The following is a 15580-nucleotide window of genomic DNA, read 5'->3' as shown; positions in this document are numbered from 1 at the left end:
CGCTGCGAGGTGAGTGACGATGACGGCCGGCGCAGTGCGCCTTATCGAAGATGGCGAACGGCCGTATCGACAATTTCCACTTTGACTAGTCACGAGGCGGGGCTATCCTGTGCCCAGCCTCAAATGAATGGAGAGAGAACATGTTTGCAGTGATTTTTGGTCGTCCCGGTTGCCCCTATTGTGTCCGTGCCAAGCAAATTGCCGAGCAACTGGTCGAACAGCGTGACGATTTCAAATTCCGCTACGTGGACATCCACGCCGAGGGCATCACCAAGGAAGATCTGGCCAAGAGCGCCGGCAAGCCGGTCAATACCGTGCCGCAAATCTTCCTGGACGAGCAGCACATCGGTGGCTGCACCGATTTCGAAGCCTATGCCAAAGAGAACCTGGGTCTCTACCAGTAAGTTCACGTTGTAAAAAAGGCGCCATCAGGCGCCTTTTTTCATGGTCGTTCCCCGGAGTTACTCCGCCACCGGGCTGAAGCGGCTCACCACCTGACCCTGATGCTCGATCCACTCCATGAACATGACCACGGGACGGGCATAGACGGCGCCATCCTGCTCCGATTGATAGACCACCAGCTGCTCCCCGGTCTCGGTGTGCAGGGCCAGGGTCAGCACCTGATAATAACCACCCTTGAAGTGACGATAACGACCGGCGGCGGGGGCTTGCATGATGACTTCTCCATGGTGTGGATACGGGGCCCGGACAGGCCTGGCAGCGCGTGTCAGATCCTGTTTTTGGCCGCCGTGGGCAAAAAGAACGGCATTTTTCACGCAAGCCAATCGTGCCAGCGAGCGTGAATATTTCAACACAGTCGGGTAGCTTTGTTAATGAGCCCCTCATCTTTCACTGGATAACCTTGGTTAACACAAACGATCGTGCTGAATTTAACGTTTTGGCAACCCTGTTTCAGGGCTAAAAATCAGGGAATTCTACTAAAAAGAGGATTGTTCTAGCATTCAATTCTGTGAAGAATAGGGGAAAAGAAATTTGATACTAAAAACCGCCTTTTTCGCCAACGCGTCCCCATGGGGAAGGAATCACAGTCACCATGTTCACAATCGACAAGTCGCACAAGCTCGACGATGTCTGCTATGACATCCGCGGCCCGGTGCATAAAGAAGCTCGCCGTCTCGAAGACGAAGGCCACCGCATCATCAAGCTCAACATCGGCAACCCGGCTCCGTTCGGCTTCGAAGCGCCGGAAGAGATCATCAAGGATGTGATCCTCAACATGCCCCAGAGCCAGGGCTACTGCGACTCCAAGGGGCTCTTCTCCGCCCGCAAGGCAGTGATGCAGTACTACCAGCAGAAAGGGATGCGCAAGGTCGACATCGACGACATCTACATCGGCAACGGCGCCAGTGAACTCATCGTGATGGCGATGCAGGCGCTGCTCAACAACGGCGACGAGATGCTGGTGCCCTCCCCCGACTACCCGCTGTGGACCGCGGCAGTGACCCTCTCCGGCGGCCATGCGGTGCACTACCGCTGCGACGAAGGGGCCGACTGGTATCCGGATCTCGACGACATCCGCGCCCGCATCACCCCGCGCACCCGCGGCCTGGTGCTGATCAACCCCAACAACCCGACCGGCGCCGTCTACGGCAGCGAGTTTTTGCTGGAGGTGATCGAGATCGCCCGCCAGCACAACCTCATCATCTTCGCCGACGAGATTTACGACAAGATCCTCTACGACGACATCTCCCACACCAGCGTCTGCACCCTGTGTGACGATGTGATGGTGGTGACCTTCAACGGCCTCTCCAAGGCCTACCGCGCCTGCGGCTTCCGCCAGGGCTGGATGGTCATCACCGGGCCCAAGGGCCGTGCCAAGGGCTACATCGAAGGGCTGGAGATGCTGGCCTCCATGCGCCTGTGTGCCAACGTGCCGATGCAGCACGCCATCCAGACCGCCCTTGGCGGCTACCAGAGCATCAACGAGCTGATCCTGCCGGGCGGGCGCCTGCGCCGCCAGCGTGACAAGGCGTGGGAGCTTTTGAACGAGATCCCCGGGGTCTCCTGCGTCAAGCCCAAGGGGGCGCTCTACATGTTCCCGCGCCTCGATCCCAAGGTGTACGACATTCGCGACGACCAGAAGATGGTGTTCGACCTGCTGCAGCAGGAGAAGCTCTTGCTGGTGCAGGGCACCGGCTTCAACTGGCCGGCGCCGGATCACTTCCGGCTGGTGTTCCTGCCCCGGGAAGAGGAGCTGGAAGAGGCCATCGGCCGCCTCGCCCGCTTCCTCAAGGGCTACAAGCAGTAACCGGAACACGGCGTCTGCCTTGGTCTGCTGCTCGCCAGCAGCAGGCCGACCATAAAAAATCCGAAGCGGTCTGCACCGCTTCGGATTTTTTTATGGCGAGAGAGTCCCGTCGCAAGGCCCGCGTTGTGGGCTATTTCTCCCCGGTGGCCACTTCGACAGGCGGCACGGCGGGGGCCTGATACCACTGCTCACGAGGCACCAGCACGGCCTGCTCTGGCTGAGCCACGAAATTGGGGGACATGATCTGCACCCCGAACTCGTTGAACACATCCTGGATGTGGCCGTGCAGTTCGGTTCTGACCGGGCCGGGCAACAGCCCCTCTTTCATCCGTACCTGCAGCTCGTACTCCACGTACCAGTCCTGCAGATTGAGCTGGCGCACCAGCGGGGCCTGCTCCTGATTGATCAGCTGGCAGCGCCTGGCCGCCAGCTCCAGCATGGCGTGCACCTGACGCCAGGGGGTGTCATAGCCGATGGTGACCTTGGTGAGCAGGGCAATCCCCTTGTCGCTTGCCAGCCGGCTCAGGTTGGTCACCTTGCCCCCCACCACCACGGCGTTGGGCAGGGTCACCTCGTGATCGTGGCGCGTCACCAGCTTGGTCGAGAGGGCGCTCAGCTCGGTGACGACCCCCTCCACCTCCCCTATCTGCACCAGATCCCCCGGCCGCAGGGCCCGCGAGTAGATCAGCACCAGGCCGCTCATGGCATGGTTCATGATCCCGGCCGAGCCCAGGGTCACCATCAGACCGAAGAAGACGCTCACCCCCTTGAAGGCGTCCGAATCCGCCCCCGGCAGATAGGGATAGGCGACGGTCAGGGCAAACAGCCAGATCACCACAGAGAGCAGACGGCGGGTCGCCCCTATCGTCTCGGAGTGCAGCCCTTGCACCCGGAAATGGCCGCGCTCGATACGCGCGAAGATGACCGCCAGCATGCGGATGAACAGCTTGGTCAGCACGAAGATGACCAGCACGGTCGCCAGCCCCGGCATGGCGGCGACGATCCCGCCCAGGATGTTGCTGCACAGCTCCAGCAGGGAGGAGCCCAGCTGATCGCTCCAGATCCGGGTATGCGGGAACAGCCCCAGCACATAGGTGAGCCAGCCATAGGTGAGCAGCAGGATCACCAGCCAGGTGAACACGCCGATGACGCGGATCTCCAGGTTGCCGAGCACCTGGCGCCATTGATGGGGGATCAGCCCCTTCTGTTGCAGCAGGTTGTTGGCGAACCAGCGACGTGCCCGCTGATGCCCCCGCCGCAGCAGCTGCACCACCATCAGAAACAGCAGGGTCACCAGCAGCGTCTTGCCCGCCGCCTTGAGCAGGTAGGTGTTGGAGTGCAGCTCCAGCACTTTGACCCGCACATTTTCCAGCCGCAGCCGCACCCGCTCTGCGGCCTGATCCAGGGTCAGCTCATCGAGCCACTCCAGATCTTTTTCCAGCAACACCAGCAGGTGCTTGTCATTGAGCCTGAACTCCCTGGCCTCCTGACCGAGGCGGGTCGAGCTGACCACGGTCACCGGATGGGTCAGATCCTCGGGCTGCAGCTGTCTTACCCGCTCCTTGACGATCCGCACCCGGGCCGCCCCGTCCAGGCGACCAAACTTCGCCTGCAGCATCACTATGGGTTCGTGAAACAGAGTCAGGGTCTGGGCCTGCTCCTGCTCGGTCGGCTCCAGTCTCGGCTCCGCCGCCCACCCGCTATCGACCATGAGCAGGGCCAGCAGCATCCCTGCCAGCCTGATGATCCCTCTGTACCCCATAACCTCTCCCTCGTGACCGTCAGGTTTCATCATGATGACCACGTTTGGCAACGGACGGGGCAACGGCCCCCTATCCCTCTCCTGGCGTCATCCATGACACATAGGGCTCATTGCCCTCGCTTGCAAAAAATCGAGTCATAACAAAGATCACCAGCAGTAATAGCACTGCCGTCGCGGCGGCGAAAGGGGCAGCACTGCATTGTGCCACTGTGCTCACTTCGCCGGTCTGGCGCCTCAGTCAGGACTCATATTGATATGCTGCCAGAGGCACGCATAAAAATGAACGCCATGGCGTCCCCTTCCTGATCCATCGCGCGTCAAGGTGGCGAGCCAGCGGCGGCCTTTCACCCTGCTCTGCGCGACATGAATAAACAACAGGGCCGCTCAACCCCGGCTGAGCGGCCCTGTTTCACCGAAATGGCATTCTGCTTATCACCCCTGCAGCAGGGCCCCGGCCACCAGCACCGCCATGGTGATGAGGGCCACCCCTATGATGAAGGGCAACACCCAGCGCACGAAGCGGTCGTAGGGGATCCTGGCGAGCGCCAGCCCCGCCACCAGGTGGGCGGCGGTGGGGGCGAACAGGTTGATCCAGCCGGAGGCGGACTGGTAGGCGGTGATCACCAGATCCCGGGAGATGCCGGAGAAGTCAGCCAGCGGCCCCATCAGCGGCATGGAGACAGTCGCCAGCCCCGAGGTGGAGGGGATGAAGAAGCTCAGGATGATGTGCACCAGATAGGCCATCAGGATGAAGACCGATGACGACAGCCCGCTCACCAGCCCCTCGGCCCAGTGCAAGATGGTGTCGATGATGACCCCATGCTCCATCACCACATAGATGCCGCGCGCCACCGCCACCACCAGCGCCACCCCGATGAGATCCCGCGCCCCATTCAGGAAGGTTGCCACATAGTTGGACTCCGGCATCCGGTTGATCAGCGCGATCAGGATGGAGGCGCTGAAGAAGAGGGTGGAGAGCTCGTCGAACCACCAACCCAGGGTGGGCAGCAGATCGATGCCCAGATCGGACCAGGGCACCACCGCATAGATCATCAGCAGGAAGGTGCCGAAGAAGACCAGCATGGTGAGCTTCTGCTTGCCGCTGAAGGCGAGGTTGCCGCTCTTCATCTGGGAGAACTCATCGTCATAGGCGATGTCGGCCAGCACGGAGCGGGACTTGTCCTGCTGCACCTGCTTGGCGTAGCGCATCACGAACCAGGAGGCGAAGATCACCAGCAGCAGCCATTGCACGACCCGCAGGCCAATCCCCTCACCGATGGGGATACCGGCAAAACCGGAGGCGATGCCGGTGGCAAACGGGTTGACGGTGGAGGCGAGCACCCCGACCCCGGAGCCGAGCAGGATGATCCCCGCCGCCACCATGCGATCGAAGCCCGCCGCCATCATCACCGGCACGATCAGCGCCCAGAAGGCCACCGTCTCCTCCGCCATGCCGAAGGTGGAGCCGCCGAGGGCAAACAGGGCGATGAGCACCGGAATGAGCAGCCGCTCGCGCCCGGCAAAGGCTCGGACGATGGCCCCTACCCCGGCATCGAGCGCCCCGCTCTGCATGGTCACCGCCAGAAAGCCACCGATGATGAGCACGAACAGCGCCACGTCCGCCGCCTTGTGAAAGCCCTGAATGGGGGCCTTGAGCACATCGAATACGCCCTGCGGCTGGGAGGGGAGCTCGGTGTAGCTGCCTGGCACCGGCAACAGCCGCTCGTCGCCGCTGTAATCGGCCACGGCCGCCGCCGCCACCGGCTGCTGGCTCTTGGCGGTCACATAGTTGTATTTGCCCGCCGGCAGCACCCAGGTGAGGGCCGCCATCAGGGCGATGATGATGAAAAGCAGGGTGTAAACCGTGGGGAGTTGGCGCTTCTTGGGCGCGTCATTTGGAGTGGTCATAGCTTCCGTACCTCGGCAATGCCGTCATGTGATCCGATCACCGCCAGACTAGCGGGTTTGATATGGGAAAAAGGTGATCACGGATAATAAAATTTCGCAACCTGGCGGTATTTTTGCCAAAAAAACAGGGCCCCGCGGGGCCCCGTTTTCACTTGGGTCAGACTCAGAGTTCGACCACGTCGAACTGCACGTCCGGATTCACGTCCGCGTCGTAATCCACCTCGTCCAGCCCGAAACCGAACAGGCGCAGGAACTCCTGCTTGTAGCCGGTGTAGTCGGTCAGATCCGAGAGGTTCTCGCTGGTGATGGACGGCCACAGGTCGCGGCAGGTCTGCTGCACGTCTTCGCGCAGCTCCCAGTCATCCATGCGGATGCGGGCCTGCTCGTCCAGCGCCAGGTCGGCACCGTACAGACGGGTGCGCATCATGCGATCCACCTGCTCCATGCAGCCCTCGTGAATGCCCTTCTCCTTCATGATCTTGAAGGCCATGGAGATGTAGAGCGGCATCACCGGAATGGCGCTTGATGCCTGGGTCACCACGGATTTGAGCACGGCCACGTGGGCGGTGCCGCCCTTGGCAGCCAGATCGCCTCGGATGGCGGCGGCGGCGCGGTCCAGATCTTCCTTGGCGCGGCCCAGGGTGCCATGCCAGTAGATGGGCCAGGTCAGATCGGTGCCGATGTAGGAGTAGGCCACGGACTTGGCGCCGTCGGCCAGCACGCCCGCATCGCGCAGGGCGGCCATCCACAGCTCCCAGTCCTGACCGCCCATGACGGTGATGGTGTTCTGGATCTCTTCCTCGTTCGCCGGCTCGACGGTGGCGGTGATGATCTGATCCTTGTTGGTGTCGATGGCGGTGGTGGTGTAGACCTCGCCGATGGGTTTGAGGGCGGAGCGTACCACTTCACCGGTTTCCGGCATCTTGCGCACCGGCGAGGCCAGGGAGTAGACCACCAGATCAATCTGACCCAGATCCTGCTTGATGAGCTCGATCACCTTGGCGCGGCATTCGTTGGAGAAGGCATCGCCGTTGACGCTTTTCGCGTACAGACCTGCCTCTTTGGCGGCCTTGTCGAAGGCGGCGGAGTTGTACCAGCCGGCGGTACCGGTCTTGGTTTCGCTGCCCGCCTTTTCAAAGAAGACGCCGAGGGTGGCAGCGCCGGAGCCGAAGGCGGCGGCAATGCGAGACGCCAGGCCATAACCTGTGGAGGCACCGATCACCAGCACCTTCTTGGGACCATTCTCGATGGTGCCCTTGGCCTGGGTATAGGCAATCTGACGACGAACATTGGCTTCGCAACCGACCGGGTGAGTGGTGGTGCAGATAAAGCCGCGAACCTTGGGTTTGATGATCATGTGTTGTCTCTTATCCGTTTGATGGATGAAATCGGGGCATAAGATACCTCATCTTGCTGCGATAAGGTGCTCTGATGTGTTGAATCGCAGGGAAAATGAGCAAATGGAGGGACAAAAACCGCCGCCGGCCCCCCCACCGTCACGCCCTCAGACGGACTTGCCCCGTTCCCCCTGTTGCCGCTCACCCGCATGGAACAATAAATAATGACAAAACAAGCAGTTCCCCCCAATGGCCAAGGCGATGGCCAAAGAACCTGTACTAGTATTCAGACGGTCGGTTATTGTCATGAAGAGCCTCACAAGGGTCTTAACAAGGAGCTCCGCCATGTTTTGGAATCGCACGGGAAATCACGACAAGAGTGAACAAGCGGCAAAGATCGCAGCACTCGGCGCCTTTGAGCAGGCCATCCAGTCACGACTGCCCTATATCGAATTCACCCCGGAGGGGGTCATCACCTTCGTCAACGATCGCTTTCTCGCCATCGTGGGCTACGGCCGGGAGGAGGTGATCGGCAAGCACCACAGCTCCCTCTGCTTCCCCGACGATGTCAACACCCGGGAATACGAGCAGCTATGGCAAGAGCTGCGGCGGGGAGAGTCGCGCAGCGGCCGCTTCATTCGTCAGGCCAAATCGGGCAAGGCGGTCTGGCTCGAAGCCAGCTACTTCCCGATCCTCCTCGATGGCAAGGTGAGCAAGGTGGCCAAGGTGGCCTCCAACGTCAGCGAGCAACAATCCACCCTGGAGCGGACCCAGGCGCTGCTGACAGCACTGGACAAGTCCCTGGCCGTCATCGACTTCCAGCCCGATGGCACCGTCATCACCGCCAACCAGAACTTCCTGCACTGTTTTGGCTACCGACTGGACGAGGTGGTGGGTCAGTCCCACCGCATGTTCTGTGACGAGGAGTTTTATCAGCAGAATCCCAACTTCTGGCGGGATCTCGGATCCGGCGCCATCCAGTCCGGGCTCTTCATGCGCCGCGGCCGCCACGGCGAGAAGATCTGGCTGGAGGCCACCTACAACCCCATCTTCAACCACGAGCGCAAGGTGGTGAAGATCATCAAGCTGGCGAGCGACATCAGCGAGCGGGTGGAGAAATCCATCTCGGTGCGCGAGGCGGCCCAGAAAGCCTGCGCCATCGCCGGTGAGACCGTCTCGAGCGCCGCCAAAGGGCGGGAGGTGATCGACAAGGTGCTGGAAACCTCGGCCCACATCAACAGTTCGGTCAGCGAGGTCACCCGGCAGATAGAGAACCTCAACCAGCAGTCGAGAAGCATAGAGTCCATCATCTCGACCATCAGCAGCATCGCGGATCAGACCAACCTGCTGGCGCTCAACGCCGCCATCGAAGCGGCCCGCGCCGGCGAGCAGGGCCGCGGATTTGCGGTGGTGGCCGATGAAGTGCGCCAGCTGGCGGCCAGAACCTCCACCTCCACCGGCGAGATTGTCTCCGTCATCCGGCTTAACTCCGACATCACCTCCAGGATCACCCAGACCGTCTCGGTGGTATCGGAAAAGGCGATGGCAGGTCAGGCCCAGGCCGACATCATCGCCGGCGTCATTCAGGAGATCATCGAGGACGCCAACTCCGTCTCGGAGACGGTCAAAGGGCTCTCCATCTAGCCATTTCGTCCACAACAGACAGGCGACGCCGGTGCGTCGCCTGTTTGCTTTGTCTCCTGTGTTACCCGCCTGCATTCGATGGGGAGCCCCGCCCGTTATCCCTCGGCGGTGACGGCCTGCGCCCCCTTGCGCCTGGCCGGCAGTTGCCCCAGCGCGATGCCCAGCAGCACGGCGCCGCAGGCCACCCATTGCAGGGCATTGAGGGTCTCCCCCAACAGCAGGTAGGCCAGCAGCAGGGTAAACACCGGGATGAGATTGACGTAGGCTGCCGCCAGCGTCACCTTCACCTGGGTCACCGACCAGTTGTAGAGCAGGTAGGCCCCGAGCGTCACGCAGGCACCGAGAAAGACGATGACCGCCATATCCTGCCAGGCCCAGCCTGCAGGCCAGGGCTCGCTGAAGGCGAAGGGGGCAAAAAAGAGGGTGCCGACAAAGGCCTGCAGGGCGGTCAGGGTCAGCACGCTGTAGCGGCTGCAGAGCTTCTTGAACACCACCGAGTAGGTGGCGGCGCAGAACATGGCCGCCATCTCCAGGCTGTTGCCAAGCAGGGCGTTGGGGGCAAACTCATCGGCTCCGCTGCCAAAACCGAGCAGGGCGATGCCGAAGATGGCCACGGCAAAGCCGAGCAGCTGGCGGCGGCTCACCCGCTCCCCGATCAGCAAAAAGGCGACCAGGGCCACCACCAGCGGCAGCAGGGCGCAGACCATGCCCGCCTGGCCGGCGCTGGTGTAGCGCAGGGCGTTGACCTCCAGCAGAAAATAGAGGCAGGGCTCCAGTGCCCCCATCAAGGCCAGCCAGCGCCAATCCCCTTTCTGGTAGCGGAAATTGCCGAGATAGCGGTAGCAGCACAGCCAGCAAAGGGCCGCCACGCTCATGCGCATGAAGAGCACCTGACCGAAGCCCCAGACCCCCAGCACATGCTTGAGCGCGATGAAGGAGCTGGACCAGAGCAGCATCGCCAGAGTCAGGGTAAAAATGGGTAAAGGGCGCACGTTTCCTCCATGAAATTGGCTATTTGAATAATAACCATGCGGCCTTGCGGTTGTTAAAAGGCACCTAAAATCAGATAATACCGCCGCCTTCAAACCGGATAACCAACCTGCAATGACTGAGTACCTGCTTTTACTGGTCGGCACCGTGCTGATCAACAACTTCGTGCTGGTGAAGTTTCTTGGCCTGTGCCCCTTCATGGGCGTCTCCGGCAAGCTGGAAACCGCCATCGGCATGGGGTTGGCGACCACCTTCGTGATGACCCTGGCCAGCGCCTGTTCCTATCTGATGGAACACTATATCCTGATCCCGCTGAACATCGCCTACCTGCGCACGCTCGCCTTCATTCTTGTGATCGCCGTCGTGGTTCAGTTTACCGAGATGGTTATCCGCAAGAGCAGCCCCACTCTCTACCGTCTGCTTGGCATCTTCCTGCCGCTCATCACCACCAACTGTGCCGTGCTGGGGGTGGCGCTGCTCAGCATCAACGAGCACCACAACTTCATCCAGAGCATCATCTACGGCTTTGGTGCCGCCACCGGCTTCTCGCTGGTACTGATCCTGTTTGCCGCCATGCGTGAGCGCCTGGTGGCCGCCGATGTTCCCACCCCGTTTCGCGGCGTCTCCATCGCCATGATCACCGCCGGCCTGATGTCGCTGGCCTTTATGGGCTTTACCGGCCTCATCAAGATATAGCGCTATGATTCACATTCTTTTTGCCGTTCTGGTGTTGGCTCTGCTGGCCCTGGCTTTCGGCATCATTCTGGGCTTTGCCGCTGTCAAGTTTCATGTGGAAGCCGATCCCATCGTCGATCAGCTCGACGCCCTGCTGCCGCAAACCCAGTGCGGCCAGTGCGGCTACCCTGGCTGCAAACCCTACGCCGAGGCACTGGCCAACGGCGATCAGATCAACAAGTGTGTACCCGGTGGCGATGCCACCATGCGCAAAATTGCCGATCTGATGGGGGTCGAACCCCAGCCGCTGGGCGGCGCAGAAGCCGCCGTACCGGTCAAGAAAGTCGCCTTCATCCATGAAGATCAGTGCATCGGCTGCACCAAGTGCATCCAGGCCTGCCCGGTCGATGCCATCGTCGGCGCCACCAAGGCGATGCACACCGTGATCAAGGACGAGTGCACCGGCTGCGATCTCTGCGTCGATCCCTGCCCGACCGACTGCATCGAGATGATCCCGGTGCCCACCACGGTCGACAACTGGAAGTGGGATCTCAACAACGTCACCATTCCGGTCAAGATAGTGGAGTAACCATGCAGTCCTTACTCGAACGCATCAAAGCCGGCACCCTGTGGGATTTTCACGGCGGCATTCATCCTCCCGAGAACAAGGAGCAGTCCAGCCTCACCCCCGTGGTGGACGCGGGCCTGCCGCCCCAGCTCATCATTCCGGTACGCCAGCACGCGGGCCCGGCTGGCGATCTGCTGGTGCGGGTCGGCGACCGGGTCAAGAAGGGTCAGCCACTCACCCGTCATGAGAAGGGGCGGATCGTGCCGGTGCACGCCTCCACCTCCGGCACCATCACCGCCATCGGGCACCATACGGTGGCCCACCCCTCCGGTCTCGACGATCTCTGCATCACCCTCACCCCGGATGGCGAAGATGCCTGGGGCGAGCGCAAGGGCCAAGCCGACTACTGGAATCTGGAGCGGGGTGAACTGCTCGAGCGCATTCAGCAGGCCGGTATCGCCGGCCTCGGCGGCGCCGTGTTCCCGACTCACAGCAAGCTCGACGGCCGTGGCCAGCTCACCGAGATTCTCATCGTCAACGGCCTCGAATGCGAGCCCTACATCACCACCGATGACCGGCTGATGCAGGAGTATGCCGACGAGATAATGGACGGCATCCGGGTGCTCAAGCACCTGCTCAAACCCAAGCTGACCCTGATCGGGGTGGAAGACAACAAGCCGGCCGCCATCGGCGAGCTGACCCGTCACGCCACCGACGAAGACGTACTGGTAAAGACGGTACCCACCAAGTACCCCTCGGGCGGCGCCAAGCAGACCATAGAGCTGCTCACCGGTCGTCAGGTACCCAAAGGCGGCCGTGCGGTGGACATGGGCATCATGGTGCTCAACGTAGCCACCGTGTTTGCCATCAAGCGCGCCATCATCGACGGCGAGCCGCTCATCTCCCGCATCGTCACCCTCACCGGCGACGCCTTCAAGAAGCCGGGCAACGCCTGGGTGCTGCTGGGCACGCCGGTGCGCTGGCTGCTGCAGCGCTTCGAGCTCCAGCCCGAGGCGGATCAGCGGGTCATCATGGGGGGGCCCATGATGGGCTTCACCCTGCCCCACGCCATGGTCCCCGTGGTCAAGGCCACCAACTGCCTGCTCTCCCCCACCCGGGCCGAGCTGCCGCCACCCGGTCCGGAGCAGGCCTGCATTCGCTGCAGCGCCTGTGCCGACGCTTGTCCGGCCAACCTGCTGCCGCAGGAGCTCTACTGGTACAGCCGGGCCAAGGAGTACGACAAGGCCGAAGGGCTCAACCTGTTCGACTGCATCGAATGTGGCGCCTGCGCCTGGGTCTGCCCGAGCGAGATCCCGCTGGTGCAGTACTACAAGATTGCCAAGGATGATATCCGCGAGGCCCGCGCCGAGGCCGAGAAGGCCGAGCGCGCCAAGCAGCGCTTCGAGGCCAAGCAGGCCCGCTTCGAGCGGGAGAAAGCCGCCCGCGAAGCCCGCCATGCCGAGGCGGCTGCCCAGCGGCGCCAGGCCATGACGGCGGCCGGCGGAGAAGATCCGGTGGCTGCGGCCCTGGCCCGTCTCAAGGCCAAGCAGGAGGCTCCCGTCACGGCCGTTGCCGCCACAGCCGAAGGTGTGCCCGACAACAGTGCGGTGATCGCCGCCCGTGAGGCCCGCAAGCGGGAGGCGGAAGCCCGCCGCGCCGCCAAGGCGCTCGACACGGCGGCAACCGAGCCGAGCGATGCCACTGCCACCACAGAGGCGGATCCGAAAAAAGCGGCCATCGCCGCCGCACTGGCGCGGGCCAAGGCCAAGAAAGCAGCCCAGAGCGGTGACACCGAGGCGGCACAGGCCACCCCGGCGGATGCCACAGCGTCAACCAGTGCTGCTGCCCAGAGTGATCCCAAGAAGGCTGCCATCGCGGCAGCCATTGCCCGCGCCAAGGCGAAGAAAGCGCAAGCCGGCAGCGAGACAGATGCCACCGAGCCGGGCGCTGACAACAGTGCGGCAACAGCCGAGCCGACCGGCGCGGGGGACGATCCCAAGAAGGCGGCCATTGCCGCCGCCATCGCCCGCGCCAAGGCGAAGAAAGCGCAAGCTGGCAGCGAGGCAGATGCCACCGAGCCAGGCGCTGACAGCAGTGCGGCGACAGCCGAGCCGACCGGCGCGGGGGACGATCCCAAGAAGGCGGCCATTGCCGCCGCCATCGCCCGCGCCAAGGCCAAGAAGGCCGCGGCTCAGGCGCAAGGCAACACCGCCGTGAGCGAGGGTGAAGAGGCCGTTGCGGCGGCCCCTGCCGCCGTCTCGCAGCCTGACGCTGCCGACGCAGATCCCAAGAAGGCAGCCATTGCCGCCGCCCCTGCTACCGCCCCGCAACCTGATGCTGCCGACGCGGATCCCAAGAAGGCGGCCATCGCTGCCGCCATCGCCCGTGCCAAGGCCAAGAAGTCCGCGGCTCAGGCGCAAGGCGACGCAGCCGTAAGCGAGGGTGAAGCGGCTGTTGCAGCCGCCCCTGCCGCCGCCCCGCAGCCTGACGCCGCCGACGCAGATCCCAAGAAGGCGGCCATCGCTGCCGCCGTGGCCCGTGCCAAGGCCCGGAAACTGGCGGCCGAGGCGGCAGCCCAGGCCTCCCCTTCTCCATCGACCGACAAGAGCCACTGATCCATGTTCAATATCGCGAGTGCGCCGTTTGCCCATAACCGCAGACAGACCCAAACCCTGATGTTGCTGGTGATGCTGGCCTGTCTGCCCGGTTTTCTGGCGCAGACCTGGTTCTTTGGCTGGGGCACCCTGATCCAGATCCTGCTGGCCCTGGTCACGGCGCTGGCCTCCGAAGCCCTGGTGCTGCGCCTGCGCCAACGCCCCGTCAAGCCAGCCCTGCTGGATGGTAGCGCGGCGCTCACCGCCGTGCTGATCGGTCTCTCCCTGCCGCCGCTGCTGCCCTGGTGGATGCTGGTGCTGGGCACCGCGTTTGCCATCATCATCGCCAAGCACCTCTACGGCGGACTGGGCCAGAACCTGTTCAACCCTGCCATGGTGGCCTACGTGCTGCTGCTGGTTTCCTTCCCGGTGCAGATGACCAGCTGGCTGCCGCCGTCGAGCATCGCCGCCTACGACATCGGCTTTGGTGATGCGGCCTCGGTGATCTTCACCGGCTTCAGCCTGGATGGCTACAGCATGGCCCAGCTCAAACAGGGGGTGGACGGACTGACCATGGCCACACCGCTGGATACCCTGAAAACCGGGCTGACCCAGGGCCTCACCGCCGGCGAGGTGATGACCCACAAGGTGTTCGAGGGCTGGGGCGGCATCGGCTGGAGTTGGGTCAACCTCGGCTACCTGCTGGGCGGTCTGTTCCTGCTGCAACAGAAGGTGATCAACTGGCGCATCCCGGGGGCCATCCTCGGCGCCCTGCTGCTGGCCGCCACCCTGGGCTATCTGGTGACGCCGGATGCCACCGCCACCCCCATGTTCCACCTGTTCAGCGGCGCCACCATGCTGGGGGCCTTCTTCATCGCCACCGATCCGGTGAGTGCCAGCACCACCCCGCGCGGCCGCCTGGTCTATGGCGTGCTCATCGGGGTGCTGGTCTACCTCATCCGTCGCTTTGGCGGCTACCCGGATGCCTTCGCCTTCGCGGTGCTGCTGGCCAACCTGTGCGTGCCGCTGATCGACAGCCTGACACGCCCCAAAGTCTATGGAGCCCGCCGCAAATGATCTCGACAGCCAACGCCTGCATGGCTTGCTGGACAGACAGCCTGAGCTGTCCCGGCGCCCATGACGCCCGTCGTATGAACGTCGCGCACACCTCACTCTCAGGAACGATGCAATGTTAAAGAGCATGCGCAAGAACGGCGTCACCCTGGCCATGTTCGCCCTGGCCTGTACCGCCCTGGTGGTGCTGACCAACGAATTGACCCAGGGCCGGATCGCCCATCAACAGCAGCTGGAGAAGCTGCGCACCCTCTCCGCCCTGCTGCCGGAGGGGAGCTATGACAACGATCTGGTGGCCAGCTGCAAGCTGGTGCAGAGCAAGCGCTATCTGGGCAGCGATCAGCCGATGCCCCTCTACACCGCGACCCTGCAGGGCACCACCACCGGCTATGCGCTGGAAACCGTGGCCCCCGACGGCTACAGTGGGGCCATTCGCCTGATCGTCGGCACCGACGCCAAGGGCACCGTCAGCGCGGTGCGGGTGTTGACCCACAACGAGACGCCCGGTCTTGGCGACAAGATAGAGTTGAAAAAATCTGGCTGGATCAACAGCTTCGTCGGCAAGTTCCTCAACCGCGACAACGAATCCAGCTGGGCCGTGAAGAAGGATGGCGGTGAGTTCGACGCCTTCACCGGCGCCACCATCACCCCCAGGGCCGTGGTCAAGGCAGTGAAGAACCTGCTGTTGCTGCAACAGGAGCACCCCGAGCTGCTGCGGGACGCTCCCGCCTGTGACGCCACCCCCTAACGCCGGAGCAC

13 protein-coding genes are annotated in these 15580 nt (G+C 62.9%); 8 read left to right on the top strand and 5 right to left on the bottom strand.

What is annotated here, in order from left to right:
• Nucleotides 1-140: 140 nt before the first annotated feature.
• Entirely contained in the window at nt 141-404 is a 264-nt protein-coding gene (locus ACB033_RS15310; protein ID WP_010633640.1) for a GrxA family glutaredoxin, read from the top strand.
• Between the two features lie 57 nt (nt 405-461).
• Here the strand turns inward: ACB033_RS15310 and ACB033_RS15305 are convergent, their stop codons facing one another.
• Entirely contained in the window at nt 462-674 is a 213-nt protein-coding gene (locus ACB033_RS15305) for a DUF1653 domain-containing protein (RefSeq protein ID WP_010633639.1), read from the bottom strand.
• Between the two features lie 380 nt (nt 675-1054).
• Here ACB033_RS15305 and ACB033_RS15300 point away from each other — a divergent pair, with 380 nt between their 5' ends.
• Entirely contained in the window at nt 1055-2269 is a 1215-nt protein-coding gene (locus tag ACB033_RS15300) for a pyridoxal phosphate-dependent aminotransferase (RefSeq protein ID WP_005302243.1), read from the top strand.
• A 130-nt stretch (nt 2270-2399) separates the two neighbouring features.
• Here the strand turns inward: ACB033_RS15300 and ACB033_RS15295 are convergent, their stop codons facing one another.
• From ACB033_RS15295 to fabV, 3 genes are all read right to left on the bottom strand, one after another.
• Nucleotides 2400-4031: a mechanosensitive ion channel family protein gene (locus ACB033_RS15295; RefSeq protein WP_371140589.1), complete on the bottom strand. Its 1632-nt coding sequence runs from the start codon at nt 4029-4031 to the stop codon at nt 2400-2402.
• 432 nt (nt 4032-4463) lie between these two features.
• Nucleotides 4464-5939 (bottom strand): YfcC family protein, encoded by a 1476-nt coding sequence (locus ACB033_RS15290; RefSeq protein ID WP_139397792.1) that lies wholly within the window; start codon nt 5937-5939, stop codon nt 4464-4466.
• 163 nt (nt 5940-6102) lie between these two features.
• On the bottom strand, nt 6103-7296 hold the full coding sequence (fabV, locus tag ACB033_RS15285) for an enoyl-ACP reductase FabV (RefSeq protein WP_017764212.1): 1194 nt from the start codon (nt 7294-7296) through the stop codon (nt 6103-6105).
• Nucleotides 7297-7621: 325 nt separating this feature from the next.
• On the opposite strand from fabV, the gene ACB033_RS15280 reads away from it, so the two are divergent.
• Nucleotides 7622-8920, top strand: coding sequence for a PAS domain-containing methyl-accepting chemotaxis protein (locus tag ACB033_RS15280; RefSeq protein ID WP_139724041.1), 1299 nt, complete (start codon nt 7622-7624; stop codon nt 8918-8920).
• 95 nt (nt 8921-9015) lie between these two features.
• Here ACB033_RS15280 and ACB033_RS15275 read toward each other — a convergent pair whose 3' ends face one another.
• A complete protein-coding gene (locus ACB033_RS15275; RefSeq protein ID WP_162513051.1) occupies nt 9016-9912 on the bottom strand; it encodes a DMT family transporter in 897 nt (298 codons plus the stop codon).
• Nucleotides 9913-10024: 112 nt separating this feature from the next.
• On the opposite strand from ACB033_RS15275, the gene rsxA reads away from it, so the two are divergent.
• The 5 genes from rsxA (at nt 10025) to rsxG (ending at nt 15569) form a co-directional block, all read left to right on the top strand.
• On the top strand, nt 10025-10606 hold the full coding sequence (gene rsxA / locus ACB033_RS15270; protein WP_005302262.1) for an electron transport complex subunit RsxA: 582 nt from the start codon (nt 10025-10027) through the stop codon (nt 10604-10606).
• A gap of 4 nt (nt 10607-10610) precedes the next feature.
• Nucleotides 10611-11174 (top strand): electron transport complex subunit RsxB, encoded by a 564-nt coding sequence (gene rsxB, locus ACB033_RS15265; RefSeq protein ID WP_005302265.1) that lies wholly within the window; start codon nt 10611-10613, stop codon nt 11172-11174.
• 2 nt (nt 11175-11176) lie between these two features.
• Nucleotides 11177-13768, top strand: a complete 2592-nt coding sequence (gene rsxC, locus ACB033_RS15260) for an electron transport complex subunit RsxC (protein WP_025201513.1) — start codon at nt 11177-11179, stop codon at nt 13766-13768.
• A gap of 3 nt (nt 13769-13771) precedes the next feature.
• Complete coding sequence (rsxD, locus tag ACB033_RS15255; RefSeq protein WP_025201512.1) at nt 13772-14824, top strand: electron transport complex subunit RsxD; 1053 nt, start codon at nt 13772-13774, stop codon at nt 14822-14824.
• Nucleotides 14825-14936: 112 nt separating this feature from the next.
• Entirely contained in the window at nt 14937-15569 is a 633-nt protein-coding gene (gene rsxG, locus ACB033_RS15250) for an electron transport complex subunit RsxG (protein ID WP_010633633.1), read from the top strand.
• The last annotated feature ends 11 nt before the right edge of the window (nt 15570-15580 follow it).

Source organism: Aeromonas sp. S15(2024) (genome assembly GCF_041402265.1).
Classification (GTDB): domain Bacteria; phylum Pseudomonadota; class Gammaproteobacteria; order Enterobacterales; family Aeromonadaceae; genus Aeromonas; species Aeromonas dhakensis.
The sequence above is the reverse complement of the archived record's forward strand: the minus strand, read 5'-3'. Positions and strand labels throughout refer to the sequence as shown.

Bases quoted from the DNA above. Each gene is read 5' to 3' on its own strand.
- ACB033_RS15310 (WP_010633640.1), top strand. From the start codon at position 141: ATGTTTGCAGTGATTTTTGGTCGTCCCGGTTGCCCCTATTGTGTCCGT.
- ACB033_RS15305 (WP_010633639.1), bottom strand. From the start codon at position 674: ATGCAAGCCCCCGCCGCCGGTCGTTATCGTCACTTCAAGGGTGGTTAT.
- ACB033_RS15300 (WP_005302243.1), top strand. From the start codon at position 1,055: ATGTTCACAATCGACAAGTCGCACAAGCTCGACGATGTCTGCTATGAC.
- ACB033_RS15295 (WP_371140589.1), bottom strand. From the start codon at position 4,031: ATGGGGTACAGAGGGATCATCAGGCTGGCAGGGATGCTGCTGGCCCTG.
- ACB033_RS15290 (WP_139397792.1), bottom strand. From the start codon at position 5,939: ATGACCACTCCAAATGACGCGCCCAAGAAGCGCCAACTCCCCACGGTT.
- fabV (WP_017764212.1), bottom strand. From the start codon at position 7,296: ATGATCATCAAACCCAAGGTTCGCGGCTTTATCTGCACCACCACTCAC.
- ACB033_RS15280 (WP_139724041.1), top strand. From the start codon at position 7,622: ATGTTTTGGAATCGCACGGGAAATCACGACAAGAGTGAACAAGCGGCA.
- rsxA (WP_005302262.1), top strand. From the start codon at position 10,025: ATGACTGAGTACCTGCTTTTACTGGTCGGCACCGTGCTGATCAACAAC.
- rsxB (WP_005302265.1), top strand. From the start codon at position 10,611: ATGATTCACATTCTTTTTGCCGTTCTGGTGTTGGCTCTGCTGGCCCTG.
- rsxC (WP_025201513.1), top strand. From the start codon at position 11,177: ATGCAGTCCTTACTCGAACGCATCAAAGCCGGCACCCTGTGGGATTTT.
- rsxD (WP_025201512.1), top strand. From the start codon at position 13,772: ATGTTCAATATCGCGAGTGCGCCGTTTGCCCATAACCGCAGACAGACC.
- rsxG (WP_010633633.1), top strand. From the start codon at position 14,937: ATGTTAAAGAGCATGCGCAAGAACGGCGTCACCCTGGCCATGTTCGCC.